Genomic DNA, 25,943 nt, shown 5'->3' with positions numbered 1-25,943 from the left:
GATAAGGCTTGAGTTATTGAGCCCAACGCAACTGCGTAGGCAAGGGTGAAACAGGTTCTGGCTCCGGTGGTTGGCCCGGTAGCGACAGCACGCGATTGAGGACTTCGGTTTCCAGCGCCGCCAGCCGATGGGAACCGCGCACCCGAGGACGCGGCAGTTCCACGTGCAGGTCGAGGCCGACTTCGCCGTCTTCGATCAGGATCACCCGATCGGCAATCGCCACCGCTTCACTGACGTCGTGAGTCACCAGCAGCACGGTAAAGCCGTGCTTTTGCCAGAGCCGTTCGATCAGTTGCTGCATCTCGATTCGAGTCAACGCATCCAGTGCGCCCAGCGGTTCGTCGAGCAACAGCAAGCGCGGCTGATGGATCAGCGCACGGGCCAGCGCCACACGCTGCTTCTGCCCACCGGACAATGCCGCCGGCCATTCATTGGCGCGATCCGCCAGGCCGACCGATTCCAGTGCTTCAAGGGCTTGCGCACGCCAGTCGCCTTTAAGGCCGAGGCCGACGTTGTCGATGACCTTTTTCCACGGCAGCAAACGCGCTTCCTGGAACATCAATCGGGTGTCTTCCCGCGCATCACTCAACGGCGCAGCGCCGGCGAGCAACTCACCGCCCGTAGGCTTGTCGAGACCGGCCAGCAAGCGCAGCAACGTACTTTTGCCGCAGCCGCTACGCCCGACCACCGCAACGAATTGGCCCGCCGGAATGTGCAGATCGATCTCGCGCAATACCTGCCGCGAACCAAAGGTTTTTTGCAGATTTCGCACCGCCAGCGGGATCCCGCGCAGCAGACGTGGAGGTTGTTGAGCAGTCATGCGGCACCTCCTTTGACGACCTGATAGGCCGGATGCCAGCGCAGCCACACGCGTTCAAGTCCACGGGCCGCGAGGTCGGCGAGTTTGCCGAGCACCGCGTACATCAGGATCGCCAGCACCACCACGTCAGTCTGCAAAAACTCCCGGGCGTTCATCGCCAGGTAGCCAATGCCGGAGCTGGCGGAAATGGTTTCCGCGACAATCAGCGTCAACCACATGAAGCCCAGGGCGAAGCGCACACCGACCAGAATCGAAGGCAAAGCACCCGGCAGAATCACTTGGCGGAACAGGCTGAAACCCGACAAGCCATAGCTGCGTGACATCTCCACCAATGCCGGATCGACGTTGCGGATGCCGTGGTAAGTGTTGAGGTAGATCGGGAACAACGTGCCCAGTGCCACCAGGAAAATCTTCGCCGACTCATCGATGCCGAACCACAGGATCACCAGCGGAATCAGCGCCAGGTGCGGCACGTTACGGATCATCTGCACCGAACTGTCGAGCAGGCGTTCGCCCCATTTCGACAGGCCAGTGATGAAGCCCAAGACCAGACCGATGCTGCCACCGATAGTGAAACCCAACGCGGCGCGCCAGCCGCTGATCGCCAGGTGCGTCCAGATTTCGCCGCTGCGCACCAGGCTGATGCCGGCTTCGATCACGGCGATCGGTGCTGGCAGGATCCGCGTCGACAACCAGCCCGCCGACACCGACAACTGCCACACCGCCAGCAGCAACACCGGCAACGCCCAGGGCGCGAGGTTGTGAATGATCTTCTTCATGGCGCGCCTCAGCTCTGGGACGCAGCTTTAGGAAGAATGTCGTTGGCCACCATTTCGCCGAACGGGCTAACGTACCCGGCGCTTTTCGGCAGCTCGGGACGTTCGACATCGAGGTGCGGGAACAGCAACTCGGCAACGCGATACGACTCTTCCAGGTGTGGATAACCGGAGAAGATGAACGTGTCGATGCCCAGGTCCGCGTACTCCTTCACACGGGCCGCCACGGTCGGACCATCGCCCACCAACGCCGTACCGGCACCGCCACGCACCAGGCCGACACCGGCCCACAGGTTAGGGCTGACTTCCAGATTGTCGCGACTGCCGCCGTGCAGCGCAGCCATGCGCTGCTGGCCGACGGAATCGAAGCGCGCCAGTGAAGCCTGGGCGCGGGCAATGGTGTCGTCGTCCAGGTGCGAGATCAATTTATCGGCTGCTTGCCAGGCTTCGGCGTTGGTCTCGCGAACGATCACATGCAGACGAATGCCGAAGCGTACGGTGCGGCCAAGCTTGGCGGCTTTGGCGCGCACTTGTTCGATCTTCTCGGCAACAGCGGCCGGTGGTTCGCCCCAGGTCAGGACCATTTCCACTTGCTCTGCCGCCAGGTCCTGCGCCGCCTCCGACGAACCGCCGAAGTACAGCGGCGGACGCGGTTGCTGGATTGGCGGATAGAGCAGCTTGGCGCCCTTCACGCTGATGTGTTGGCCGTCGTAATCAACGGTTTCACCTTCCAGTACGCGGCGCCAGATGCGGGTAAATTCCACCGAGGCTTGATAGCGCTCTTCGTGACTGAGGAACAAACCGTCGCCGGCCAACTCTTCCGGATCACCACCGGTCACCAGGTTGAACAGCGCTCGGCCGCCAGACAAGCGATCCAGCGTTGCGGCCTGACGCGCCGCCACCGTCGGGGAAATGATCCCGGGGCGCAGGGCGACGAGGAATTTCAGACGCTGGGTCACCGGGATCAGCGACGCTGCCACCAGCCACGAGTCTTCGCACGATCGACCGGTAGGAATCAGCACCCCGCCGAAGCCCAGGCGATCCGCCGCTTGCGCGACTTGTTGCAGGTAACCGTGGTCAACGGCGCGAGCGCCTTCGGCGGTGCCAAGGTAATGGCCGTCGCCGTGGGTAGGCAGGAACCAGAAGATATTGAGGCTCATGGAGTGGTCTCCTTGGGGAATCGAATTTTTACTGTGCTTTGGCAACGGCCGCCGGTGGCGTCCAGATCACGTCTTTGATGCTCAGCGGCTTAGGAATCAGCTTGAGCTGGTAGAAGCTGTCGGCGATTTTCTGTTGCGCGGCGACCACTTCCGGGGTCAGAAACAGCGCGCCGTAGCCCTGGCGTTTCACTGAAGTCAGGGTGATGTCCGTCGGCAGGCCGAGCAGTGGCGAAACCTGTTTGGTCACGTCTTCGGGATTGGCTTTGGACCATTCGCCGACCGCGCGCACTTCTTCGACGAGGGTCTTGATCACTTCAGGATTTTTCTGCGCATAAGGCTTGGTGGCGAGGTAGAACTGGTGGTTGTCGACGATGCCCTGACCATCGCGCAGGGTGTGCGCTTGCAGCTGCTGTTCGGCGGCTGCCTGATATGGGTCCCAGATGACCCAGGCGTCGACGCTGCCACGCTCAAAGGCTGCGCGGGCATCGGCTGGTGGCAGGAACACAGTCTGGATGTCGGTGTATTTGAGGCCGGCGTCTTCCAGCGCACGCACCAACAGATAGTGGACGTTGGAGCCTTTGTTCAGAACGACTTTCTTGCCCTTGAGGTCCGCCACGGATTTGATCGGCGAGTCCTTCGGCACCAGGATCGCTTCGCTGTGCGGCGCTGGCGGTTCGTAGGCGACGTAGAGCAAATCCGCGCCTGCGGCTTGAGCGAACACGGGCGGGGTTTCGCCGGTAACGCCGAAGTCGATGGAGCCCACGTTCAGCCCTTCGAGCAGTTGCGGGCCGCCAGGGAATTCAGTCCATTGCACGTCAACGCCTTGGGCGGCGAGGCGTTTTTCAAAAGTGCCTTTGGCTTTGAGCAGCACCAGGGTGCCGTATTTCTGATAGCCGATTCGCAGAGTTTCAGTTTGAACTTGAGTAATGGCGCCGAAGGCTACAGCCGCTGCAAACAGAGCGACCAGACCACGACGCAAAATGACAGGGCGCATGGCGCTCTCCTTTTTGCAGTTGGGTTATGGCTGCACCTGCTTGCCCGTTGGCGGGCGAGTAAGGCCAGTACTTCAATTTCGGGTGTGGCTTGGTGCGGCTTAAATGCTCCAGCGAGCACTCAACAAACGTTCATTCAACAGGTTTGGATCGAGCGGCTTGGGCCGTCGCGCCATGGCGCTGAAAAACAGCGCCAGCGATTCATTCAGTCGTTGCTCCAGCTCCGGCGCCAACTGCGCCTGGGCGCTGCCTTCGCCGTAAGCGATCTGGCTGTCTTCAGCAAAAATCCCGTGGAGCATTTCCTGGGCTTTCAGCGCCGACAACACAGGTTTGAGCGCGTAATCCACCGCCAGCATGTGGGCGATGCTGCCGCCGGTCGCCATGGGCAAAACCACTTTGTGGGCCAGGGCGCGTTCGGGCAGCAGATCCAGCACGGTTTTAAGAGCCCCGGAGAACGACGCTTTGTACACCGGCGTGGCAATCAGCAGGCCATCGGCGTTTTCAATCTGTTGCAGCAGGTCGATCACTTTCGGGCTGTCGAAGCGTGCGTGCAGTAAGTCTTCGGCCGGGAAGTCCCGTACCTGGTAACTCACCACTTCCACACCTTGCTCCTGCAACCAGCGTTGAGAGCGGTCCAGCAGCACCCCGGAACGGGAGCGTTGGCTAGGACTGCCACCGAGTGAGACGACCAGCATTCAGACACTTCCTTAAACGGTGTGGGCGATTCGCGGTTTGCGATCTCGCTGTGATGGAAGTGACCTTAACAGCTGATTTATATATCCATAAATCATATTTATTCATTTAGTTATGCGTTACAGGCATATGAAAACACCGATTTCCAGGCAAAAAAACAGGCCGTTAAAACGGCCTGAAAATCCCCTGCTGTGTGATCTGCACATACCTTGTAGGAGCTCGCTTGCCAGCGATGGCGACATGTCTGACAGACCACGTCGGATTAATCGCCAGCAAGCCGGCTCCTACAAAAGCTGTTAACGATTCGGTTGTGGTGTCAGGCGCAGGTACGGTTTCACCGCCCGATAGCCCTTCGGAAAGCGCTGTTTGATTTCCTCTTCATCCTTGAGCGACGGCACGATCACCACGTCATCACCATCCTGCCAATTGGCCGGGGTGGCGACTTTGTGGTTGTCGGTGAGTTGCAGTGAGTCAATCACCCGCAGGATTTCGTGGAAGTTGCGGCCAGTGCTCGCCGGGTAGGTGATGGTCAGTCGAACCTTTTTGTTCGGGTCGATCACGAACAGCGAACGCACGGTCAGGGTGTCGTTGGCGTTGGGATGGATCAGGTCGTAAAGATCGGAGACCTTGCGGTCGGCGTCGTCGAGGATTGGAAAGTTGACGACGGTGTTCTGGGTTTCGTTGATGTCTTCGATCCACCGGTGGTGCGAATCCACCGGGTCGACGGACAGCGCAATGGCCTTGACCCCACGCTTGGCGAATTCATCTTTCAGCTTGGCGGTGAAGCCCAGCTCGGTGGTGCACACCGGGGTGAAATCGGCCGGGTGGGAGAACAGCACGCCCCAGCTATCGCCCAGCCATTGGTGGAAACGGATGGTGCCGGCGCTGGAATCCTGTTCAAAGTCTGGGGCGATATCGCCGAGTCTGAGGCTCATGGTGCTGCTCCTTGTGAGTGCTTGATGAGCTCAACTGTGCCTGTGTTTTTTATCTATTAAAAAGAATAAATATCGATTTATTTAGATCATAAGAGAATATTAAAGATCTGTTCACTGGACGCGCCTGCGCATCCCGTCGAACATCGACCACAAGGTTCGAGAAGGCCTTGAGTTGCTGCAAAAGAGGGGAATTTCAAGGTGGGCTTACGGGGGTGATCCTGCCTTGAAACGCAAAAGCCCCGCCCGGCGTAATGCCGGGCGGGGCTTTTTTTGCTTACCCGAACGCTATTACAACAGCGGGATCGAGTAGCTGACGATCAAGCGGTTTTCGTCCTGGGTACGTGTGTTCGGCAGGTCGGTGCGCCACATGGCGTTTTTCCACATCAGGCCGAGGTTTTTCAACGCGCCGGACTGAACGACGTAACCCACGGTCAGGTCGCGTTCCCACTCGGAAGCGCCGTTGGCTACTTGAGCAAAAGGACGAGTCCCCGAAACGGTATCGATGTCGTCACCACGCAGGTAAACCAAACCGGCGGTCAAGCCAGGCACGCCTACGGTGGCGAAATCATACGAGTAACGAGCTTGCCAGGTGCGCTCGCCGGCACGGGCGAACTTCTGGATTTGCATGTCGGTGGTGAGGTAAGCCGAAGAGCCGTCGCCCTGGTTCAACCAAGGGAAATCACTGCTGCCGTTGCTGACCTGATAACCACCACCAAAGGTGTGACCCGCCACGGTATACAGGAACAGACCGCTGTACAGGTTGTTATCGACTTTACCTCGGCCACTTGCAACGCCGCTGTAGTCGCCGGTGCTGTAGTAGGTAGTGTCGTGACCATTGGCACCGTCATCACGGCTATTGAAGTACCGCAGGTCGGACTTCAACACACCCGGACCGATTGCCCAATTGTGAACCAGCCCAAGGAAATGCTGTTTGTAAAAGTTGTCCAGATTGCCGTAGTAATACTGTGCAGTCAGGTCTTTGGTGATTTTGTAGTCACCGCCGCCGTAGATGAATTTATTGCTGTCACGACCGGCGGCCGTGCGGGAGTTAGCGCCCGAAATCGACAACTCTTCGTTGTTGCTGGAGTTACGACCCTTGGCGTGCTCGATCTGACCGCCGACCAGTGTCAGGTCTTTGATGTCATTCGAGGTGATCTGACCACCCTGGAAGGTTTGCGGCAACAGACGACCATCGTTGGTTACGATGACCGGCAGTTTCGGCTGCAAGGTGCCCAGCTTCAGCTCGGTCTGGGAGATCTTGGCTTTGGCCGTCAGCCCCAGGCTGGAGAAGTTATCAACCGCTTCGCCGTTGGATTTGCTCGGGAAAACAGTACCGCCGTAAGAGCCGTAGTTGGTCGCAGTGGCAGCAGATCCGCCGTTAGTACCGCCACCCGAGTCTAGACGCACACCCAGCAGGCCGATTGCGTCGATACCGAAACCAACGGTGCCCTGGGTGTAGCCGGAAGTGAAACGCAGATCGAAGCCTTGGCCCCATTCTTCGTTCTTGTTTGGCTCGGCATTACCGTCACGGAAATCCTGGTTGATGTAGAAGTTACGCAGGCCCAAAGTAGCCTTGCTGTCTTCGATGAAACCGGCGGCGCTTGCCTGCTGCGCCAAAACCCCTACGGCCACAGCCAGGGCCAAGGTGGACTTGTTCATTGTTTCGCTCCTATCGTTTTCTAATTTTTTGTGTTGCTGGTCCTGGGTCGTTTGCCCGGGATCCGCAGACGCGAAAATCGCGTCAACCCTTCTAAACCGCTGGTCTTGCCGCAAAGGGGCACTTCGGCACAAATCTCAAAAGAATTACCAGATTCTTTTTCATGCCTTTAAGCTATATGGCTTTGCAGCACAGATCCGAGGTATCGGCTAAAAGGCCAATTCCTTAACCTGATCTATTGTCGAGGGGTGAAATCGTCATTTCCGAGGCTCGTATCGAGCCGGAATGCTCACTTTATTCGTTTGAGCAAAAAGCTAAAAAGAATAAAAAATAATCACCTGTGCGATTTATGGAATATAAAAACACACGCAAAAAAAAGCCTCGCCAGTCGGCGAGGCTTTTTCCGGGGGCGCAGCTTACATGAAGCTGTAGGTGTAGTTGAAGATCAGACGGGTTTGGTCTTCGTCTGGGCTGGCGTTGCCACGATAAGTACCGTGACGCAGTGTGGTACCAAACCCTTTGAGCACGCCTGTCTGGATCACGTAATCCACCCGCGCGTCGACTTCACGCTCATTCAGGTCCTTACCATTACCGCTGACAGTCTTTATGTCCTGACCATAGAGGTAAGCCAGCGAAGCTTTCAAACCTGGCACGCCAAGCGAGGCGAAGTCATAAGAGTACTGGCCGTACGAGGTGTTTTCACCGGCACGGATGAAGCTGCCCACAGTGGCATCGGTAAACGAGTAGAAGCTAGCACCACCCGCACCTTCGTTACGGCCTCGACCATCAACAAGGCTACCCTGGTTCAGGAAGACGAAGCCGCCGTCATCGCTTACGCGCTGATGACCGAGCAGGAACGCGTTGCCACCCAGGGTGTAGGTGAACGTGGCACTCCAGGTCTGGTTATCAATTTCTCCCAGGTGCTTGGCGTAGCCACCGTTGTTGTTGAACTGATAGCCAGGGTCGCCGTTCTTGCCGTCGGAACTGCTGTCGAAATAACGCAGGTCAGTCTTGAACGACTGATTTGGCGCTATCGGGAAAACGTGCACCAGGCCGAGGAAGTTCTGCGTGTAGTAGTCTTCCAGGTTCGCGTAGTAGTACTGCAGCAAGAGGTCTTTGGTGACCTTCCAGTCGGCGCCGGCATAACGGAACTGGTTGCTCTCTTCAGTACCGCCATTCACCGCCAAGCCAGTGCTGTTGGAAGAGGCGCGACCGGTCGCTTTCTCCAGTTGACCGACGTTAAAGGTAACGTTGTCGATTTCCTTGGAGGTGATGGTGCCACCTTCAAAAGTTTGTGGCAGCACGCGGCTGTCGTTCGCGATCAGGATCGGCATGTTTGGTTGAAGAGCGCCGCCCAAGTGGGCCTCGGTCTTCGAAAAGCGCGCCTTGACGTTGCCGGCCAAACGGCTCCACTCATCGGACGCCGAACCATCGGAATCGCTCGGGCTGAATGTGTTGACATTCGGGTGATGACCCTTGCCGCCGTCCAGATGAATGCCCACCAGAGCCTGGGCGTCGATACCGAAGCCAACTACACCTTGGGTGAAGCCCGACTGGTAATCAAACTTCAGACCTTCAGCGGCCTCGCGTTGTCTGTTACCAGCGTTACTAGGAGCGGTACTGGTAGAACCTTCACGTTTATCCGAGTCGAAATAATAGGTACGTGAACTAACGGATGCCTTGCTGTCTTCGATGAAACCTGCGGCGCCTGCCTGCTGCGCCAAAACCCCTACGGCCACGGCCAGGGCCAAGGTGGACTTGTTCATTGTTTAGCTCCTCTCGTCTCTAATTCTTGTATTCCTGGCTCGAGGTCGTTGCCTCGAATCCTAAGATGCGCGATTAGCGCCGCAGCGTGACTCACAAGTCAATCGTAACTATGTGTGTCTACGACCATAGTCTAATCCCCCGTTTTTTGGTCCATGCAGGGCTATGAACACGTCATAAACCTGAAAAGAAACTGCAATCTCTTTTCTAATACCGTTTAGGAATTTAGCCCCCGTTTCTCCGGCCCGCGGAACAGAGCGGCCGGCATTTAAGCCAATTCCTAAAGGGTATTTATCAGTGTTTTTTTAGATCGTTCAGCGCTGACGCAAATCGGAAACAATTCCGTTATCGAGAGGCGCCCCCAAGACGATCAGACGCGCACTATCCAATCCATTTGTTACAGTTTATGTATCGCTGAAATTATTTTCCGCGCACGCGGCGATGCCGTTCTGAAGGAACAGGGGAAGGAAGGCGATCCACTGTGGCGAGGGAGCAAGCTCCCTCGCCACAAAAAGACATTGCGTCAGAGGGTCTTTTCGAAGATTTTCGAATTACGCTGATAGTTGTACAGCGATGCCCGCGCCGACGGCAGACGCTCGACGCTGCTGGGCACGAAGCCTCGCTCACGAAACCAGTGCGCAGTGCGGGTGGTGAGGACGAACAAGGTTTTCAGGCCCTGCGCCCGCGCGCGGGTTTCAATGCGCTCCAGCAGCTCATCACCGCGACCGCCATGACGGTACTCCGGGTTCACCGCCAAACACGCCAGCTCACCGGCATCCGAATCGGCGATCTGATACAGCGCCGCGCAGGCGATGATCATGCCTTCGCGCTCAACTACGCTGAACTGCTCGATCTCACGCTCCAGCACTTCGCGGGAACGCCGCACCAGAATTCCCTGTTCTTCCAGCGGACTGATCAAATCCAGCAAACCGCCGACGTCTTCGATGGCCGCTTCGCGCACCACTTCGAACTGCTCTTGCGCGACCAGCGTGCCGCCACCGTCACGGGTGAAGAGCTCGGTCAGCAGCGCGCCGTCTTCGGCGTAGCTGACGATATGGCTGCGGGCCACGCCACCACGGCAAGCTTCAGCAGCAGCATCCAGCAGCTCCGCCTGATAATTGCTGCCCAGACGTTGCAGATGCGCCGGAACCTGCTGCGGACGCAGTTCGCGAACCAGACGACCATTTTCGTCGATCAAGCCAGGGTCGGCACCGAACAGCAGCAATTTGTCTGCACCCAGGTCGATGGCCGCTCGGGTGGCGACGTCTTCGCAGGCGAGGTTGAAAATCTCGCCGGTCGGCGAGTAACCCAGCGGCGACAGCAGCACGATGGAGCGTTCATCCAACAGGCGATTGATGCCCTTGCGGTCGACCCGGCGCACTTCACCGGTGTGGTGATAATCGACGCCTTCGAGCACGCCGATTGGCCGCGCGGTGACCAGGTTGCCGCTGGCGACCCGCAGGCGCGAGCCCTGCATCGGTGACGAAGCCATATCCATCGACAGGCGCGCTTCAATGGCAATGCGCAACTGGCCCACCGCGTCGATCACGCACTCCAGCGTCGCGGCATCGGTGATGCGCATGCCGTGATGGTAATGCGGGGTCAGGCCGCGTGCAGCCAGGCGCGCTTCGATCTGCGGACGGGAACCGTGAACCAGCACCAGCCGCACGCCCAGGCTGTGCAACAGCACCAGGTCGTGGACGATATTGCCGAAATTCGGGTGTTCAACGCCGTCGCCGGGAAGCATGACGACAAAGGTGCAATCGCGGTGGGCGTTGATGTAAGGCGAAGCGTGACGAAGCCAATTAACGTATTCGGGCATGAACCTGGGCCTGTAATAAAGAGCAGCCGAAAAAAGGGCGGATCAGAAAACGCACAGCGGGCTGATGGTTATCGTCGGAACAGGCTTGGCGACACGCGCGCTCTCCTCATGAATACGGGTTTGAACATCGGCAATTTATACATGAAACCCGTAGGAGCCGGCTTGCTGGCGATGCAAGCGCTGCGGTCCACCAGATGAATCGCGTCATCGTTCATCGCCAGCAAGCTGGCTCCTACAGGTTGTGTTGCGTTTGGGCCGGCGTCAGGCAGTAATGTTCAATCAACTGACGTAGTAGATGCACCGTAGGTTGCAAACGTGACATTTCGAGGTATTCCCCCGGCTGGTGGGCGCAGGCGATATCGCCAGGGCCGAGCACCAGTGTCTCGCAGCCAAGACGCTGAAGATAAGGCGCTTCGGTGCCGAACGCCACTGCTTCGGCGCTATGGCCGGTGAGCTTTTCGGCGATCCGCACCAGTTCCGCGTCTTCGGCCTGCTCGAACGGCGGCACTTCGGGGAACAGTGGCGCGTAATCAATCTTTACCTGATGCCGTTCGGCAACCGGATTGAGCTTCTGCAAAATCGCAGCGCGCAGGGCCTTGGGGTCCATGCCCGGCAACGGCCGCAGGTCGAACTCCAGCGAGCACTGCCCGCAGATGCGGTTGGGGTTATCGCCACCATGAATGCAGCCGAAGTTCATGGTAGGCATCGGCACACTGAATTGTGGATTGCGAAATTCGCGCTGCCACGCCAGACGCAAGCCACGCAGCTCGCCGATGGCGTCGTGCATGGCCTCCAAGGCGCTGTGGCCCAGGCGCGGGTCCGAGGAGTGACCGCTCTGCCCGAGGATGTCGATGCGCTCCATCATGATGCCTTTGTGCATGCGGATCGGCTTGAGCCCGGTCGGCTCGCCGATCACCGCCGCACGCCCCAGCGGCCGCCCCGCTGCGGCCAACGCCCGGGCGCCGGACATCGAACTTTCCTCATCGCAGGTCGCGAGGATCAGTAGTGGTTGTTTGAACGGTTGATCGAGCAGCGGCTTGACCGCTTCGATGGCCAGGGCGAAAAAGCCTTTCATGTCACAACTGCCGAGACCGACCCAGCGCCCATCGACTTCAGTCAGCTTCAGCGGATCGGTCTGCCACAACGCGCCGTCGAACGGCACGGTGTCGCTGTGCCCGGCCAGTACCAGGCCGCCGGGGCCGGAGCCGAAACTGGCGAGCAAATTGAATTTTCCGGGGCTGACCTGCTGGATATCGCAGGCAAAACCCAGGTCGCCGAGCCAGGCGGCCAACAGGTCGATCACCGGACGGTTGGATTGATCGAGGCTCGCCTGGGTGCAACTGACCGATGGTGCAGCGATCAACGCAGCGAATTGATCTTTCATGGACGGCAAAGGCATCGCTGGCTCCAACTCCCGAATTGAAGTCCATCATAGAACCATCCGGCGACAGGAATAAACCGTTGCGGCGCGAAGCGCGGATGAGTCCTGTACACTGCACGACCTTGGCAGCCACACATTCCCCCGGCTGCGCTCCCGATCCTGGATTTTCCGGCCATGCAGAAAGAAACCGAAATCAAACTCCGCGTCAGCCGCGAAACCCTCGCCGCCCTGCGCGAGCACCCGTTACTGAAAAAACGCAACAAAAGTGGCTGGGAACGCCGTGAGTTGATGAACCAGTACTTCGACACGCCCGAGCGCGACTTGGCCCGCGCCAAGGTTGCCCTGCGCCTGCGCAAGGACGGTGAAGATGTCATCCAGACGCTCAAGACTCGCGGCCAGAGTGTCGCCGGTCTGTCCGAGCGTAACGAGTACGACTGGAACCTGCCCAAAGCCAAGCTCGACGTGAAGAAACTCGACGGCGAATGCTGGCCTGAAGAGCTGGCTGAGCTGGACAAGAAAACCCTCAAGCCGATCTTCACCACTGATTTCGTGCGTGAGCGCGCAGAGATCGCCTGGGGCCGGGGCAAGACCAAAGTGGTCATCGAAGCCGCGCTGGACCTGGGCCACGTGGTGGTCGGCAAGCAGAAAGAAGAAATTTGCGAACTGGAACTGGAACTGCGCGAAGGTGAACCCGCCGCGCTGCTGGAACTGGCCGCCGAGCTGGCCGCGACCCTGCCACTGATGCCATGTGACATCAGCAAGGCCGAGCGCGGATATCGCCTGTACGACGCCAATAGCTATTCGCTGAGCCTGCCGGCGCCGCAGATCACCGCTGAAACACCACTGGACGACGCCTTCGCCGCGCTGAGCTGGCACTTGCTGGGCAGCAGCCAGCGTCTGGCCGAGCAGTATCGCTTCAATGGCCACTGGCGCCTGCTGCAGGACTGGGTAGAAAACCTCGCTGAATTGCGTGCACTGGTTAGCAGCCTCGGCCAAGCCGCGCCGCGTCAATCGACCCACGACCTGCGCCTCGCGCTCGATGCCTTGCTCGAAGACTGGCGTCCGCTGGTCCAGGCCGGTCTGGAAGATGAAGACGTGCGCAAAGCCGCGCCTGAGCAGTTCCTCGAAGAACTGGAAGACCCGCGCTGGGGTCTGTTCTCCTTGACCACCTCGCGTTGGCTGCTGGCTCGCACCTGGGCGGCGGATCGCAACGTTCGCGGCAATCGCCAGGGCGCCGCTCAACTGGGTAGCTGGTTGCCACGTCTGTTGGGTGAAGAGGCGACGTCCCTGCAACTGCAGCGCTACCAGCAACAGCCGGAAGACCTCGCCGAGCAACTGCCGCGCATCGAACGCATCCAGGCCTGGTTGCACCATGCGCGCAACGTGCTGGAAGTCCCAGAAATGGATCGCCTGTATGGCGAGCTGAACAAACTGGCGCAGTTGGCCAACGAGCCGACGATCACTGATGAACTGCTCGATGCGCGCAAGCAGCAGGCGATTGCGGTTTACCAGAATCGCGCCTGGAAAATGTTGCTGCGTATGTAACACCGCCATCGCTGGCAAGCCAGCTCCCACAGTGTTCAGAGTTGGAACGCATATCGTGTTTCAACACAAAACTTTGTGGGAGCTGGCCTGCCAGCGATGAGGCCAGCCAATTCACCGCAAAGCATCAGACCGGCAAACTCGTCGTGGACTTGATCTCCGACAACGCCACAATCGAATTCACCTCCTGAATCCCCGGCACCAGCGACAGCTTTTCAAAGAAAAACCGCTCATACGCCTCGATGTCCGCCGCAACAATCCGCAGCATGAAATCCACCGCGCCCATCAGCACGTAGCATTCCAACACCTCGGGAAACCCTCGAATCGCCTCGGTGAATTCGGTGAAGTTCGAGCGTCCGTGGGCGTTGAGTTTTACCTGGGCGAAAATCTGCGTGTTCAGGCCGATTTTCTTGCGGTCGAGCAAAGTCACCTGGGCACGAATAATCCCCTCCTCCTTCATGCGCTGAATCCGTCGCCAGCACGGTGATTGCGACAATCCCACCTGCTCTGCAATCTGCGCGCTGGAAAGCGAAGCGTCCTCTTGCAGCAATTCGAGAATCTTGCGGTCGTAGCTGTCCAGCTCGCTCTGCATAAAAAAACCTTCAAATGATAATTTTTCGAATTGTACAATTCGAAACAATCGCAATATGCCCAATCATAGATAAGAAATACCCGCCACCGGATGTAAAAATTTCTCCACTCAGTCTGGAGACCGACCATGCCGCACCTGGAAGCCGTAACCACCCCGCTCACCCGCGCCGATGTCTGGAGTGCCGGCAACGCTCACTGCCGCGTTCGCTACCAACTACTGGCCGAAGCCGAACCGGACTTGCTGTGTCGCGCACTCAACCTCTTCGCCTTGCAGTTCCTGACGCCGGAACAGGTGAATGTGCAGCGCCGGAAAGACCTGCTGGCCATCGATATCGTGATGGACGGTTTGAGCTGGCACCGCGCCCAAGTGATCGCGGAAAAACTTCGTAACCTGATCAGCGTTTGCTCGGTCGATCTGCAAACGGCTGATTCTGCCTGGACTGAGGCGGCTCAGGCGGCGGGCTGAAAAATCCCGATACGGCTTCGTCGGGTAGTGGCCCAACGGTCTGCGGGCTCACGACTATCCTTTGCGCACTGTTGTTCAAAAGGAGCCCGCATGTCCGTTCAACTCGCCATTCAGGACCGCTGGCTGGATCTCAATGATTTGCTGCGTGAGCTGGTCGCCCAGGGCTTAATCAGCCAGGACGCCGCCGAACACGCGCTTAATGCCCGTCGTCGCCATGCCGCCAATGGCCAGATGCACCCGCTGGAATTCATCGCCAGCCAACAACTGGACGACCTCAGCCGGCCCGGTAAACACCTCGACCTTGAAAGCCTGACGCTGTGGTTGTCGCAACAGGCCGGCCAGCCTTATCTGCGTATCGACCCGCTGAAAATCAACGTCGCGGCCATTACGCCACTGATGTCCTATGCTTTCGCCCAACGCCACAAAATCCTCGCGGTTTCCATCGACCGCGATGCTGTGACGGTGGCCAGCGCCCAGCCCTACGTCAACGGCTGGGAGGCCGACCTGACCCATGTGCTGAAGCTGCCGATCAAGCGGGTGGTGGCCAACCCGGTGGACATCCAGCGCTTCAGCGTGGAGTTCTTCCGCCTGGCCAAGTCGGTCACCGGCGCAAACAACGCCGATCAGCAGACCAACACCCTGGGCAATTTCGAACAGTTGCTCAACCTCGGCGCCAGCGACCAGGAGCCGGACGCCAACGACGCGCACATCGTCAACATTGTCGACTGGCTGTTCCAGTACGCCTTCCAGCAGCGCGCCAGCGATATCCACATCGAACCCCGGCGCGAACAGGGCACCGTGCGTTTTCGTATCGACGGGGTGCTGCACAACGTCTATCAATTCCCGCCGCAGGTGACCATGGCCATCGTCAGTCGCCTGAAAAGCCTCGGGCGGATGAACGTCGCGGAAAAACGCAAACCTCAGGACGGCCGGGTGAAAACCAAGACCCCGGACGGCGGCGAAGTGGAGTTGCGTCTGTCGACATTACCGACGGCGTTTGGCGAAAAAATGGTCATGCGGATCTTCGACCCGGAGGTGCTGCTCAAGGATTTTGATCAGTTGGGCTTCTCCGCCGACGATTTGCGCCGCTGGCAGGACATGACCCGCCAGCCCAACGGCATCATCCTGGTCACCGGGCCGACCGGTTCCGGCAAGACCACCACGCTCTACACCACGCTGAAGAAACTGGCGACGCCGGAGGTCAACCTCTGCACCATCGAAGACCCGATCGAAATGGTCGAACCGGCGTTCAACCAGATGCAGGTCCAGCACAACATTGATCTGACGTTCGCCGCCGGGGTGCGTGCGTTGATGCGGCAAGACCCGGACATCATCATGATCGGCGAGATCCGCGACCTCGAAACCGCGGAAATGGCGATCCAGGCTGCGTTGACCGGCCACCTGGTGCTGTCGACGCTGCACACCAACGATGCGCCGAGCGCGATCAGTCGCTTGCTGGAGCTCGGCGTGCCGCATTACCTGATCAAAGCCACCGTGCTCGGCGTCATGGCCCAGCGACTGGTGCGCACCCTGTGCCCGCACTGCAAGGCACCGCAAGCCTTGGGGGAAGAGGACTGGCAAACCCTGACCCGGCCCTGGCAAGCACCACCGCCCAGCAACGCGCAACGGGCGATCGGCTGTCTGGAATGCCGCGACACCGGCTATCACGGCCGCGCCGGGGTGTACGAAATCATGCAACTGACCGATGGCTTGAAGGCACTGATCAATCCCGATACCGACTTGCTGGCGGTGCGGCGCCAGGCGTTCAAGGAAGGCATGCGCAGCCTGCGCCTGTCGGGGGCACAGAAAGTCGCAGCGGGTTTGACCACGATCGAGGAGGTGCTGCGCGTAACGCCGCAGAGTGAGCAGAAGTAGCTTGGCCGCCAGGGAACTCGATGAGGGGGCGACAATCCAACACCGCAGTTAACCAGTGGAGTCACCCCCTATGCGTCTCAAACTTGCTGTCGCTACCATCGCCCTGTTGTCCCTGCCTGTCGGTTCGGCGATGGCCGATAGCTTTTGGCGTAACGTCATTTCTTCCGGTGCAACCACCGGTTCGACCTACCTGACGTTCAAGGATCACAAGCTGATCATCGCTGCCCAGGACGATGCCAGCAGTTTTGTCGCCAGTGACGGCGGCATCCGCGGCCCATACCTGGAAGCAGCCATGCAGAAAGTCCGCGCCGACAACCCGGGCCTGCAGGCCACGGACATGGAATTGGCGAATGCGATCCTGGCGAAGAATGCCGTGGCTTCGGAATAAGCCCGGTTGCCGTACAGAAATGCCGCTCACATGAGCGGCATTTTTTATGCACGACACAAAACCCTTGTAGGAGCTGGCTTGCCAGCGATGACGGCGTGTCAGTCACCGGTGATGTTGGATGTGCCGGCCTCATCGCTGGCAAGCCAGCTCCTACAGGGGGCGTTTGATTTTCAGCGGTACTCATCCAGCGGAACACACGCACAAAACAGATTTCGATCCCCGTAGACATTGTCCACCCGGTTCACCACCGGCCAGTATTTGTGAGCCTTGGTGTGCGCATCCGGCGTCACCGCCTGTTCGATGCTGTAGGGCCGTTCCCATACGCCAGTGATGTCCGCCAGCGTGTGCGGCGCACGTTTCAACGGGTTGTCCTCGGCCGGCCAGTTGCCGTTCTGCACCTCGGTAATTTCCGCGCGGATGCTCAGCATTGCGCCGATAAAGCGATCCAGCTCTGCCTTCGATTCACTTTCGGTCGGTTCGACCATCAACGTCCCAGGCACCGGGAACGACATGGTCGGCGCATGGAAGCCATAGTCCATCAGGCGTTTGGCCACGTCCTCTTCGCTGATGCCGGTCAGCGCCTTGAGTGGCCGCAGGTCGAGAATACATTCGTGGGCCACCCGCTCGTTGCGCCCGGTATAGAGCACGGGGAACGCACCGGACAAGTGCCGCGCCAGGTAATTCGCCGCGAGGATCGCCACTTCACTGGCATCGGCCAGTTGCGGCCCCATCATGGCGATGTACATCCAGCTGATCGGCAAAATGCTCGCGCTGCCCCAAGGCGCCGCACTGACCGCGCCGTTCTGTGGCAGCGGCCCGTCAATCGGCACCACCGGGTGATTGGCCACGAACGGCGCGAGATGTGCGCGCACGCCAATTGGCCCCATGCCCGGCCCGCCGCCGCCATGCGGAATGCAAAAGGTTTTATGCAGGTTCATGTGTGACACATCGGCGCCGATGTCCGCCGGGCGCGCCAACCCGACCTGTGCGTTGAGGTTGGCGCCATCCATGTAGACCTGGCCGCCGTGGCTGTGGATAACTTGGCAGATTTCGCTGATGCCTTCCTCGTACACGCCGTGGGTCGAAGGATAGGTCGCCATCAGGCAGGCGAGTTTATCCGCGGCCTGCGCGGCTTTTTCCTTCAGATCATCCAGGTCGACGTTACCCGCCTCGTCACACTCGACAATCACCACGCGCATCCCGGCCATTTGCGCCGAGGCCGGGTTGGTGCCGTGGGCCGATGATGGAATCAGGCAGATATCCCGCCCGCCCTCCTGGCGGCTCTCGTGGTATTTGCGGATCGCCAGAAGCCCGGCGTACTCGCCCTGGGCGCCGGAGTTGGGCTGCATACAAATCGCATCGAATCCGGTGATCGCGCACAGCCAGCGCTCCAGTTCTTCGATCATCAATGAGTAACCGACGGCCTGTTCTTTCGGCGCAAAGGGATGCAGGTTGGCGAATTGCGGCCAGGTGATCGGGATCATCTCGCTGGTGGCGTTGAGCTTCATCGTGCAGGAGCCGAGCGGAATCATCGATTGATTGAGCGCCAGATCCTTGTTTTCCAACTGCTTGAGGTAGCGCAGCATCTCGGTTTCGCTGTGGTGGGCGCTGAACACCGGATGGCGCAAATAGGGCGAGGTTCGCGACAGTGCCTCGGGAATGCCCGCAACGAGGGTTTCAGCGTCCAGTTCGTCAACGTTGAGCCCATGATCGGCACCCAGGAACACATCGAACAGTTTCGCCACCGTGGTTTCGTCAGAAGTTTCGTCGAGGCTCAAACCGAGTTGCCCACGGCCCAGAATACGCAGGTTGATTTGCGCAGCCTGGGCGCTTTCGATGATTGCGGTTTGAGTGCCGCCAACTTCCAGGGTCAGGGTGTCGAAGAAGTGTTGGTTGAGGCGGGTAATACCTTTTCGCTCAAGACCGGTGGCGAGGATGCAGGTCAGCCGGTGCACACGTTGGGCAATTCGTTTCAGCCCTTCCGGACCGTGGTAGACCGCATAGAAACTGGCGATATTGGCCAGCAGCACCTGCGCGGTGCAGATGTTCGAGTTGGCCTTTTCACGGCGAATATGTTGCTCGCGGGTTTGCAGCGCCATGCGCAGGGCAACGTTGCTGCGGGCGTCTTTTGACACGCCAATGATGCGCCCGGGAATCGCTCGTTTGTACTCGTCGCGGCTGGCAAAAAACGCCGCGTGCGGTCCGCCGTAGCCCATGGGCACACCAAAACGCTGGGATGAGCCGAACACCACGTCGGCCCCCAATTCCCCTGGCGGGGTCAGTAACAGCAGGCTCAGCAGATCGGTGGCGACACACGCCAGCGCCTGCTGGGCATGCAGGTGGTCAATCAACGGACGCAGGTCCCGGATTTCGCCGTGGGTGTCAGGGTATTGAAGCAGCGCGCCGAATACCTGGTGCTGTTTCAAGTTATCCACAGCGTCGACGATCAGCTCGAATCCGAAACCCTCGGCGCGGGTCTGCACCACGGAGATGGTCTGCGGATGGCAGCCTTCATCGACAAAGAACAGATTGCTTTTCGACTTGGCAACACGCTTGGCCAAGGCCATGGCTTCCGCTGCCGCCGTGGCTTCGTCCAGCAGCGAAGCGTTGGCCAGTTCCAGGCCTGTGAGGTCGATAGTCAATTGCTGGAAATTCAGTAGCGCTTCGAGCCGCCCTTGGGCGATTTCCGGTTGATAAGGGGTGTACGCGGTGTACCAACCAGGATTTTCCAGCACATTGCGCAGGATGACGGTTGGCGTCAGCGTGTTGTGATAGCCCATGCCGATCAGGCTGGTCCAGACCTGGTTCTGCTCGGCGTAGCCCCGCAGCTTGGCCAGCGCGGCTTCTTCGTCGAGGGCCGGCGGCAGGTCGAGTGGCCGGTTCAGGCGGATTCCCGGTGGCACTGTCTGCTCGATCAGCTCGACCCGGCTGCCAAGGCCGAGGCTGTCGAGCATCGACTGTTGCTCGGCGGCATCGGGGCCGAGGTGGCGACGAAGGAAAGCATTGGGATCGCGTAACTGGCTCAGGGACGGCAACTGGGACATGACGGGCTCTCTCTTGACTGGCGCTCAGCGTCGATGCAACACGGTCAAACCAGCATAGCAGCCGATCTTTTAGCGCCCACAAAAAAGCCCCGACAAGTCGGGGCTTTGGGATGACGCTTGAAGGCTTACTCGCCGATAGCGGCCTTGTAACCCGCTGCGTCAAGCAGCTTTTCCAGCTCAGCGGTGTTGCTTGGCTTGAGTTTGAAGATCCACGCGCCGTACGGGTCGGAGTTGAGCAACTCAGGCTCACCGCTCAATGCTTCGTTGACCGCAATCACTTCACCAGCAACCGGGGAATAAATGTCGGAAGCAGCCTTAACCGACTCCACCACACCGGACTGATCGCCGGCGGCGAAGGTTTTTCCGACTTCAGTCAGCTCGACAAACACCACATCACCCAGCGCTTCCTGCGCGTGATCGCTGATGCCTACGGTGACGGTGCCATCGGCTTCCAGGCGAGCCCACTCGTGACTCTCGGCAAAACGCAGGTCGGCAGGGATATCGCTCATGTTCTGTGTCCTCAAGAAGTTTGTCGGCGGCCGATGCCGCCCGAAAAGGTTAGATCAAGGTTTTGCCATGGCGTACGAAGGTCGGTTTGACCACTCGGACCGGGTACCACTTGCCACGGATTTCCACTTCTGCGCGGTCGGCAGTCGCCATCGGCACGCGCGCCAGTGCAATCGACTTGCTAAGCGTAGGAGAGAAACTACCACTGGTGATCTCTCCTTCGCCAACATTGGCGATGCGGACCACTTGATGAGCGCGCAAAACCCCGCGCTCCTCAAGGACCAGACCGACCAGTTTGTGCTGTACGCCACCGCTGCGCTCGGTTTCCAACGCCTTGCGGCCGATGAACTGGCGAGTGGCCGGTTCCCAGGCGATGCTCCAGCCCATGTTGGAGGCCAGCGGTGAAACGTCTTGATTGATGTCCTGGCCGTAGAGGTTCATGCCGGCCTCCACCCGCAAGGTATCCCGCGCGCCAAGACCAATCGGGGAAATTCCCGCCCCCACCAGATCGTTGAAAAATCCCGGTGCCTGGTTGGCCGGCAGGATGATTTCCAGCCCGTCTTCGCCGGTGTAGCCGGTGCGCGCGATGAACCAGTCGCCGTCGGGCAGGCCTTCGAAGGGTTTGAGTAGCTGGATCAGATTGCCGCGGGACTGGCTCACCAGTTCGGCGACTTTGTGCCGGGCGTGGGGGCCTTGAATGGCCAGCATCGCCAGCTCGGAGCGCTCGCTGAGCTGCACCTCGAAGCCGTCGAGATGGGCCTGCATCCACGCCAGGTCTTGATTGCGGGTGGACGCATTGACTACAAGGCGATAACCGTCATCGAGGCGATAAACGATCATGTCGTCGACGATGCCGCCGCGCTCATTGAGCATGGTGCTGTACAACGCACGGCCGGGGCTGTGCAAGCGTTCAACGTCATTGGCCAGCAAATGCTGGAGCCAGGCTTTGGCCTGCTTACCGGCGACATCGATCACGGTCATGTGGGATACATCGAAAACACCGCAATCGCGGCGCACCTGATGGTGTTCCTCGACCTGCGATCCATAATGCAGAGGCATATCCCAACCGCCAAAATCGACCATCTTCGCGCCGAGGGCGAGATGAAGGTCATACAGAGGCGTACGCTGTCCCATGGGTTTCTCCTTCCGGGCGTGGCGAAGGTGCGGGTGAGTGCCTATTTGAGTGAAAGCCTTGAAACTAAAGGCTTTCAGCCGATTTTCACTACCTTGTCTGTCAGACGTACCGCACCGAATGCCGCGCATTGTAGCCGCAAGGTGTAGGACTGGCACCTAGCTGTTTCGATGCGCTGAACGCCGGATCAATCCGATGACTGGTAGCAACCCGACCAAAACCAGGGTCAAGGCCGGCAAAGAAGCCCTCGCCCATTCACCTTCACTGGTCATTTCAAAGATCCGCACTGCCAGCGTGTCCCAGCCAAAGGGGCGCATTAGCAGGGTCGCGGGCATTTCCTTGAGCACATCGACGAATACCAGCAGCGCCGCACTCAACGAGCCGGGAAGCAATAACGGCAGATACACTTTGAAAAACAGTCGTGGCCCACTGACACCCAGGCTACGTGCCGCTTCGGGCAAAGATGGCCGTATACGCGCCAGGCTGCTTTCCAGCGGCCCGTAAGCCACGGCGATAAACCGCACCAGGTACGCCAGCAACAATGCCGACAGGCTGCCCAACAGCAGCGGCTTGCCGGCCCCGCCGAGCCAACCGGACAGTGGGATCACCAGCTCGCGATCCAGATAACTGAACGCCAGCATGATCGAGACCGCCAGCACCGACCCGGGCAAGGCGTAGCCCAGATTGGCCAGGCCGACCCCGGAACGGATCGCCCGGGTCGGCGCCAGGCGCCGGGCAAAGGCCAGCACCAAGGCGACGCCGACCGTGATCAACGCCGCCAACGCGCCCAGGTACAAGGTATGGACGATCAGCCCGGCGTAACGCTCATCCAGATCCAGACGCCCGCGCTGCCAGAACCACACCAACAGTTGCAGCATCGGAATGACAAAAGCACAGGCAAAAACCAGTCCGCACCACGTCATGGCCAGCATCGCCTTGAAGCCATGCAGGTGATACAACGCCTTGACCCGTGGGCGCTCGTTGCTCGCCCGGTTGGCGCCGCGAGCACGACGCTCGCCGTACAGCACGACCATCACCACCAGCAGCAACAGGCTGGCCAGTTGCGCGGCGCTGGACAGGCTGAAGAATCCGTACCAGGTCTTGTAGATGGCCGTTGTAAACGTATCGAAGTTGAACACCGACACCGCGCCGAAATCCGCCAGTGTTTCCATCAGCGCCAACGCCACGCCTGCACCGATGGCCGGTCGCGCCATGGGCATCGCCACCCGCCAGAACGCCTGCCATGGTGACTGGCCGAGCACGCGTGCCGCTTCCATCAGGCCTTTGCCCTGCGCCAGGAACGCCGTGCGCGCCAACAGATAAACATAGGGATAGAAGACCAGCACCAGAACCAGAATCACCCCTCCCGTGGAACGTACGCGCGGCAAACGCAAGCCGGAACCGAACCACTCGCGCAGCAGGGTTTGCACAGGGCCGGCGAAGTCCAGCAGGCCGACAAAGACAAACGCCAGGACGTAGGCCGGAATTGCAAAGGGCAGCATTAGCGCCCAGTCCAGCCAACGGCGGCCGGGGAATTCGCAGAGGCTGGTAAGCCAGGCCAGGCTCACTCCGAGGACCGTCACGCCGACGCCAACGCCCAGCACCAAAATCAGGGTATTGCTCAGCAAACGCGGCATCTGGGTTTCCCAAAGGTGGGACCAGATCTGTTGATCGAGGGTTTGCCAGGACAGTAGCAGGACACTCAGAGGCAGCAGGACCAGCGCAGCGATGGCGAAGACCAGGGGATACCAGCGGCGTTGGGCGGGGTGGGCCAAGGAAATTCTCTAAAAATGTGGAGCGAATGCAGGTCTGCAGCGCACTCCAATCTGTGGCGAGGGAGCTTGCTTCCGCTCGGCCGCGAAGCAGCCGCAGAAGGTTATCAGATCATTTCAATCATGACCCGTCTGGACAATGGGGCTGCTTCGCAGCCCAGCGGGAGCAAGCTTCCCACGCCACAACTCAGTTCCAGCCAGCCCGATCCATCATGCGAATCGCTTCAGCCTGACGCTTGCCTGCGACTTCCACCGGCAAGGTGTCAGCCACGAACTTGCCCCATGCCGCGACTTCCGCAGACGGCTGCACCGCCGGGTTGGCCGGGAATTCCTGGTTCACGTCAGCAAAGATTTTCTGCGCTTCAGGCGTGGTCATCCATTCCACCAGGGCCTTGGCCGCTTCCGGGTGCGGAGCGTGCTTGGTCAGGCCGATGCCCGACAGGTTGACGTGCACGCCACGATCCGCCTGATTCGGCCAGAACAGCTTCACCGGCAGCTCAGTTTTCTGCTTGTGCAGGCGACCGTAGTAGTAGGTGTTGACGATGCCGACATCACACTGGCCCGCGCTGATGGCTTCGAGCACCGCGACGTCGTCGGAGAACACATCAGTCGACAGGTTGTTGACCCAGCCTTTAAGGATCTTCTCGGTTTTTTCCGCACCGTGGACTTCGATCATGGTGGCGGTCAGCGACTGGTTGTAGACCTTCTTCGCCGTGCGCAGGCACAGGCGACCTTCCCAATTCTTGTCGGCCAGTGCTTCGTAGGTGGTCAGTTCGCCCGGTTTCACCCGATCGGTGGAATAGGCGATGGTCCGCGCCCGCAGACTCAGGCCGGTCCAGGCATGAGAAGCCGCGCGGTATTGCAGCGGAATGTTGGCGTCGATGGTTTTCGAGGTGAATGGCTGGAGGATACCCATCTGCTCGGCTTGCCAGAGGTTGCCGGCATCGACGGTGAGCAGCAGGTCGGCGGTGGCATTCTCGCCCTCGGCCTTGATCCGCTGCATCAGTGGCGCTTCCTTGTCGGTGATGAACTTCACCTTCACGCCGGTTTTGGCGGTGTAGGCATCGAAGACTGGCTTGATCAGCTCGTCGATACGCGAGGAGTAGACCACCACCTCGTCAGCGGCCTGGGCGGTGGTGCTGCCAATCAGAGTCAGGGCCAGTGCGGTCAGCAGACGCTTCGGTGCCAACATGGGAGCGGTCTCTCGATTGAAAAAATGAGGCCAAATGATAAGGACTCACATTTGCCTTCTCAATCGAACAGTTTGCGGAGGAGTTACCAGATGTTGCACAAGCAGAAATAGGTGGCGACTGAGTGGCCGCCATCGCGAGCAGGCTCCCACAGTTGAAATGCATTCCAATGTGGGAGCCTGCTCGCGATTAGGCCGGCAACCTCTATAAAAATCTCAGGCCTTGGCCAGCGCCGGCAAATCCCCGATCAACCCCAGCGCCTCGCGCACAAACAACGCCTTGGCCTCAGGCATCTGATCGACCATTTTCAACCCGGTATTACGCAACCAGCGCACAGGCAACGGATCAGCCTGGAACAAGCGCTCAAACCCTTCCATCGCCGCCATTAGGGCCAGGTTGTGTGGCATGCGTCGACGCTCGTAACGGCTAAGGACTTTCTCGTCCGCCAGGCGTTCACCTCGGGTTGCCGCTTGCAGCAACACTTCCGCCAGCACGGCGGCATCGAGGAAACCAAGATTCACGCCCTGCCCGGCCAACGGGTGAATGGTGTGCGCCGCATCACCAATCAGCGCCAGGCCTTCGGCGACGTATCGCTTGGCATGGCGCTGACGCAATGGCACGCACAGGCGCGGGTCGGCGCTGAATATTGTGCCGAGGCAACCTTCGAAGGCCCGCTCCAGAGCGCGACAGAAACCTTCGTCATCCAGCGCCATCAAGTGTTCGGCTTCGCTCGGCGTGGTCGACCAGACAATCGAGCACCAATCCTGCTGCCCATCCCGCTCCAGCGGCAGGAACGCCAACGGGCCGTTGTCGGTGAAGCGTTGCCATGCGGTCATTTGATGAGGTTTTGAGCTGCGCACGCTGGTGACGATGGCGTGGTGCATATAATCCCACTCGCGCGTCGCGACACCCGTCAGGCGCCGTACCGCCGAGTTGGCGCCATCCGCCGCAATGACTAACGGAGCGCGCAAGGTGCGGCCATCGGCGAGGGTCAGCAACCAGTCGTCACCGGAGCGGCGCATCTGCTCGAGGCGTGCGTTGGCCAGCATACCCAGATCGCAGTCGTGCAAGCGGTCGAGCAAGGCGTCTTGAACCACGCGATTTTCGACGATGTGGCCCAGCACATCGGCGTGCACGCTGGTCGCCGAGAAATGGATTTGCCCGGTGCCGCTGCCGTCCCACACGTGCATGTCGCTGTAGGGACTGCTACGCCGGTTGGCGATGCCGTCCCACACGCCCAGACGTTCGAGAATCCGCTGGCTGGCGATAGACAAGGCACTCACCCGCGGCTCGAACGGCGCCTGGGCGTCAAAGGGTTTGACGCTCATGGGGCTGCCGTCCAGCAACAGGACTTCCAGCCCGCTGTCCTGTAACGCCAACGCCAGGGCGCTGCCGACCATTCCGGCGCCGACAATCAGCAGATCTGCGCGCATTTC

General features: G+C 59.7%; 21 protein-coding genes. 4 read left to right on the top strand and 17 right to left on the bottom strand.

The genetic code is table 11. The features are described 5' to 3' along the window. Nucleotides 1–13: 13 nt before the first annotated feature. The 10 genes from ssuB to argE form a co-directional block, all read right to left on the bottom strand. Nucleotides 14–820 carry an aliphatic sulfonates ABC transporter ATP-binding protein gene (gene ssuB / locus ABVN21_RS24540; protein ID WP_339552644.1) on the bottom strand — a complete coding sequence of 269 codons (807 nt, stop codon included), beginning with the start codon at nucleotides 818–820 and terminating at the stop codon, nucleotides 14–16. Then, nucleotides 817–1,599 (bottom strand): aliphatic sulfonate ABC transporter permease SsuC, encoded by a 783-nt coding sequence (gene ssuC / locus ABVN21_RS24535; RefSeq protein WP_339552643.1) that lies wholly within the window; start codon nucleotides 1,597–1,599, stop codon nucleotides 817–819. The genes ssuB and ssuC overlap by 4 nt, the downstream gene beginning before the upstream one ends. A gap of 8 nt (nucleotides 1,600–1,607) precedes the next feature. Beyond that, nucleotides 1,608–2,756, bottom strand: coding sequence for an FMNH2-dependent alkanesulfonate monooxygenase (ssuD, locus tag ABVN21_RS24530; protein WP_339552642.1), 1,149 nt, complete (start codon nucleotides 2,754–2,756; stop codon nucleotides 1,608–1,610). Nucleotides 2,757–2,784: 28 nt separating this feature from the next. Continuing rightward, a complete protein-coding gene (locus ABVN21_RS24525; RefSeq protein WP_339552641.1) occupies nucleotides 2,785–3,750 on the bottom strand; it encodes a sulfonate ABC transporter substrate-binding protein in 966 nt (321 codons plus the stop codon). A gap of 99 nt (nucleotides 3,751–3,849) precedes the next feature. After that, nucleotides 3,850–4,443 (bottom strand): NADPH-dependent FMN reductase, encoded by a 594-nt coding sequence (ssuE, locus tag ABVN21_RS24520; RefSeq protein WP_339552640.1) that lies wholly within the window; start codon nucleotides 4,441–4,443, stop codon nucleotides 3,850–3,852. A gap of 294 nt (nucleotides 4,444–4,737) precedes the next feature. After that, complete coding sequence (locus ABVN21_RS24515) at nucleotides 4,738–5,376, bottom strand: peroxiredoxin (RefSeq protein WP_339552639.1); 639 nt, start codon at nucleotides 5,374–5,376, stop codon at nucleotides 4,738–4,740. A gap of 288 nt (nucleotides 5,377–5,664) precedes the next feature. Beyond that, nucleotides 5,665–7,035, bottom strand: coding sequence for an OprD family porin (locus ABVN21_RS24510; protein WP_339552638.1), 1,371 nt, complete (start codon nucleotides 7,033–7,035; stop codon nucleotides 5,665–5,667). A gap of 414 nt (nucleotides 7,036–7,449) precedes the next feature. Continuing rightward, the gene (locus ABVN21_RS24505; protein ID WP_339552637.1) at nucleotides 7,450–8,799 is read right to left on the bottom strand and encodes an OprD family outer membrane porin; all 1,350 of its coding nucleotides are present in this window, start codon (nucleotides 8,797–8,799) and stop codon (nucleotides 7,450–7,452) included. A gap of 521 nt (nucleotides 8,800–9,320) precedes the next feature. Further along, complete coding sequence (gene argA / locus ABVN21_RS24500; RefSeq protein WP_339552636.1) at nucleotides 9,321–10,619, bottom strand: amino-acid N-acetyltransferase; 1,299 nt, start codon at nucleotides 10,617–10,619, stop codon at nucleotides 9,321–9,323. Between the two features lie 232 nt (nucleotides 10,620–10,851). Continuing rightward, complete coding sequence (gene argE, locus ABVN21_RS24495; RefSeq protein ID WP_339552635.1) at nucleotides 10,852–12,018, bottom strand: acetylornithine deacetylase; 1,167 nt, start codon at nucleotides 12,016–12,018, stop codon at nucleotides 10,852–10,854. Nucleotides 12,019–12,174: 156 nt separating this feature from the next. Here argE and ABVN21_RS24490 point away from each other — a divergent pair, with 156 nt between their 5' ends. After that, complete coding sequence (locus tag ABVN21_RS24490) at nucleotides 12,175–13,545, top strand: CYTH domain-containing protein (protein WP_339552634.1); 1,371 nt, start codon at nucleotides 12,175–12,177, stop codon at nucleotides 13,543–13,545. A 124-nt stretch (nucleotides 13,546–13,669) separates the two neighbouring features. Here the strand turns inward: ABVN21_RS24490 and ABVN21_RS24485 are convergent, their stop codons facing one another. Continuing rightward, entirely contained in the window at nucleotides 13,670–14,134 is a 465-nt protein-coding gene (locus tag ABVN21_RS24485; RefSeq protein ID WP_339552633.1) for an Lrp/AsnC family transcriptional regulator, read from the bottom strand. A gap of 126 nt (nucleotides 14,135–14,260) precedes the next feature. On the opposite strand from ABVN21_RS24485, the gene ABVN21_RS24480 reads away from it, so the two are divergent. The 3 genes from ABVN21_RS24480 to ABVN21_RS24470 all read left to right on the top strand — a co-directional run bounded on the left by ABVN21_RS24480 (nucleotide 14,261) and on the right by ABVN21_RS24470 (nucleotide 16,862). Next, nucleotides 14,261–14,599: a hypothetical protein gene (locus tag ABVN21_RS24480; RefSeq protein ID WP_339552632.1), complete on the top strand. Its 339-nt coding sequence runs from the start codon at nucleotides 14,261–14,263 to the stop codon at nucleotides 14,597–14,599. 90 nt (nucleotides 14,600–14,689) lie between these two features. Beyond that, nucleotides 14,690–16,474 (top strand): ATPase, T2SS/T4P/T4SS family, encoded by a 1,785-nt coding sequence (locus ABVN21_RS24475; RefSeq protein ID WP_339552631.1) that lies wholly within the window; start codon nucleotides 14,690–14,692, stop codon nucleotides 16,472–16,474. Between the two features lie 70 nt (nucleotides 16,475–16,544). Next, nucleotides 16,545–16,862, top strand: a complete 318-nt coding sequence (locus tag ABVN21_RS24470) for a DUF2388 domain-containing protein (RefSeq protein ID WP_339552630.1) — start codon at nucleotides 16,545–16,547, stop codon at nucleotides 16,860–16,862. 170 nt (nucleotides 16,863–17,032) lie between these two features. Here the strand turns inward: ABVN21_RS24470 and gcvP are convergent, their stop codons facing one another. From gcvP to ABVN21_RS24440, 6 genes are all read right to left on the bottom strand, one after another. Beyond that, the gene (gene gcvP / locus ABVN21_RS24465) at nucleotides 17,033–19,906 is read right to left on the bottom strand and encodes an aminomethyl-transferring glycine dehydrogenase (protein ID WP_339552629.1); all 2,874 of its coding nucleotides are present in this window, start codon (nucleotides 19,904–19,906) and stop codon (nucleotides 17,033–17,035) included. A gap of 125 nt (nucleotides 19,907–20,031) precedes the next feature. Further along, a complete protein-coding gene (gene gcvH, locus ABVN21_RS24460; RefSeq protein WP_339552628.1) occupies nucleotides 20,032–20,415 on the bottom strand; it encodes a glycine cleavage system protein GcvH in 384 nt (127 codons plus the stop codon). Between the two features lie 49 nt (nucleotides 20,416–20,464). Beyond that, entirely contained in the window at nucleotides 20,465–21,547 is a 1,083-nt protein-coding gene (gcvT, locus tag ABVN21_RS24455) for a glycine cleavage system aminomethyltransferase GcvT (RefSeq protein ID WP_339552627.1), read from the bottom strand. A 156-nt stretch (nucleotides 21,548–21,703) separates the two neighbouring features. Then, a complete protein-coding gene (locus ABVN21_RS24450) occupies nucleotides 21,704–23,320 on the bottom strand; it encodes an iron ABC transporter permease (RefSeq protein ID WP_339552626.1) in 1,617 nt (538 codons plus the stop codon). A 184-nt stretch (nucleotides 23,321–23,504) separates the two neighbouring features. Further along, nucleotides 23,505–24,509: an extracellular solute-binding protein gene (locus tag ABVN21_RS24445; protein WP_339552625.1), complete on the bottom strand. Its 1,005-nt coding sequence runs from the start codon at nucleotides 24,507–24,509 to the stop codon at nucleotides 23,505–23,507. 213 nt (nucleotides 24,510–24,722) lie between these two features. Continuing rightward, complete coding sequence (locus tag ABVN21_RS24440) at nucleotides 24,723–25,940, bottom strand: 2-octaprenyl-3-methyl-6-methoxy-1,4-benzoquinol hydroxylase (protein ID WP_339552688.1); 1,218 nt, start codon at nucleotides 25,938–25,940, stop codon at nucleotides 24,723–24,725. Between the last annotated feature and the right edge of the window lie 3 nt (nucleotides 25,941–25,943).

The organism is Pseudomonas sp. MYb327 (assembly GCF_040438925.1).
Classification (GTDB): domain Bacteria; phylum Pseudomonadota; class Gammaproteobacteria; order Pseudomonadales; family Pseudomonadaceae; genus Aquipseudomonas.
Note: the sequence above shows the minus strand (reverse complement) of the source record. Positions and strands in the feature narration are given on the sequence as shown.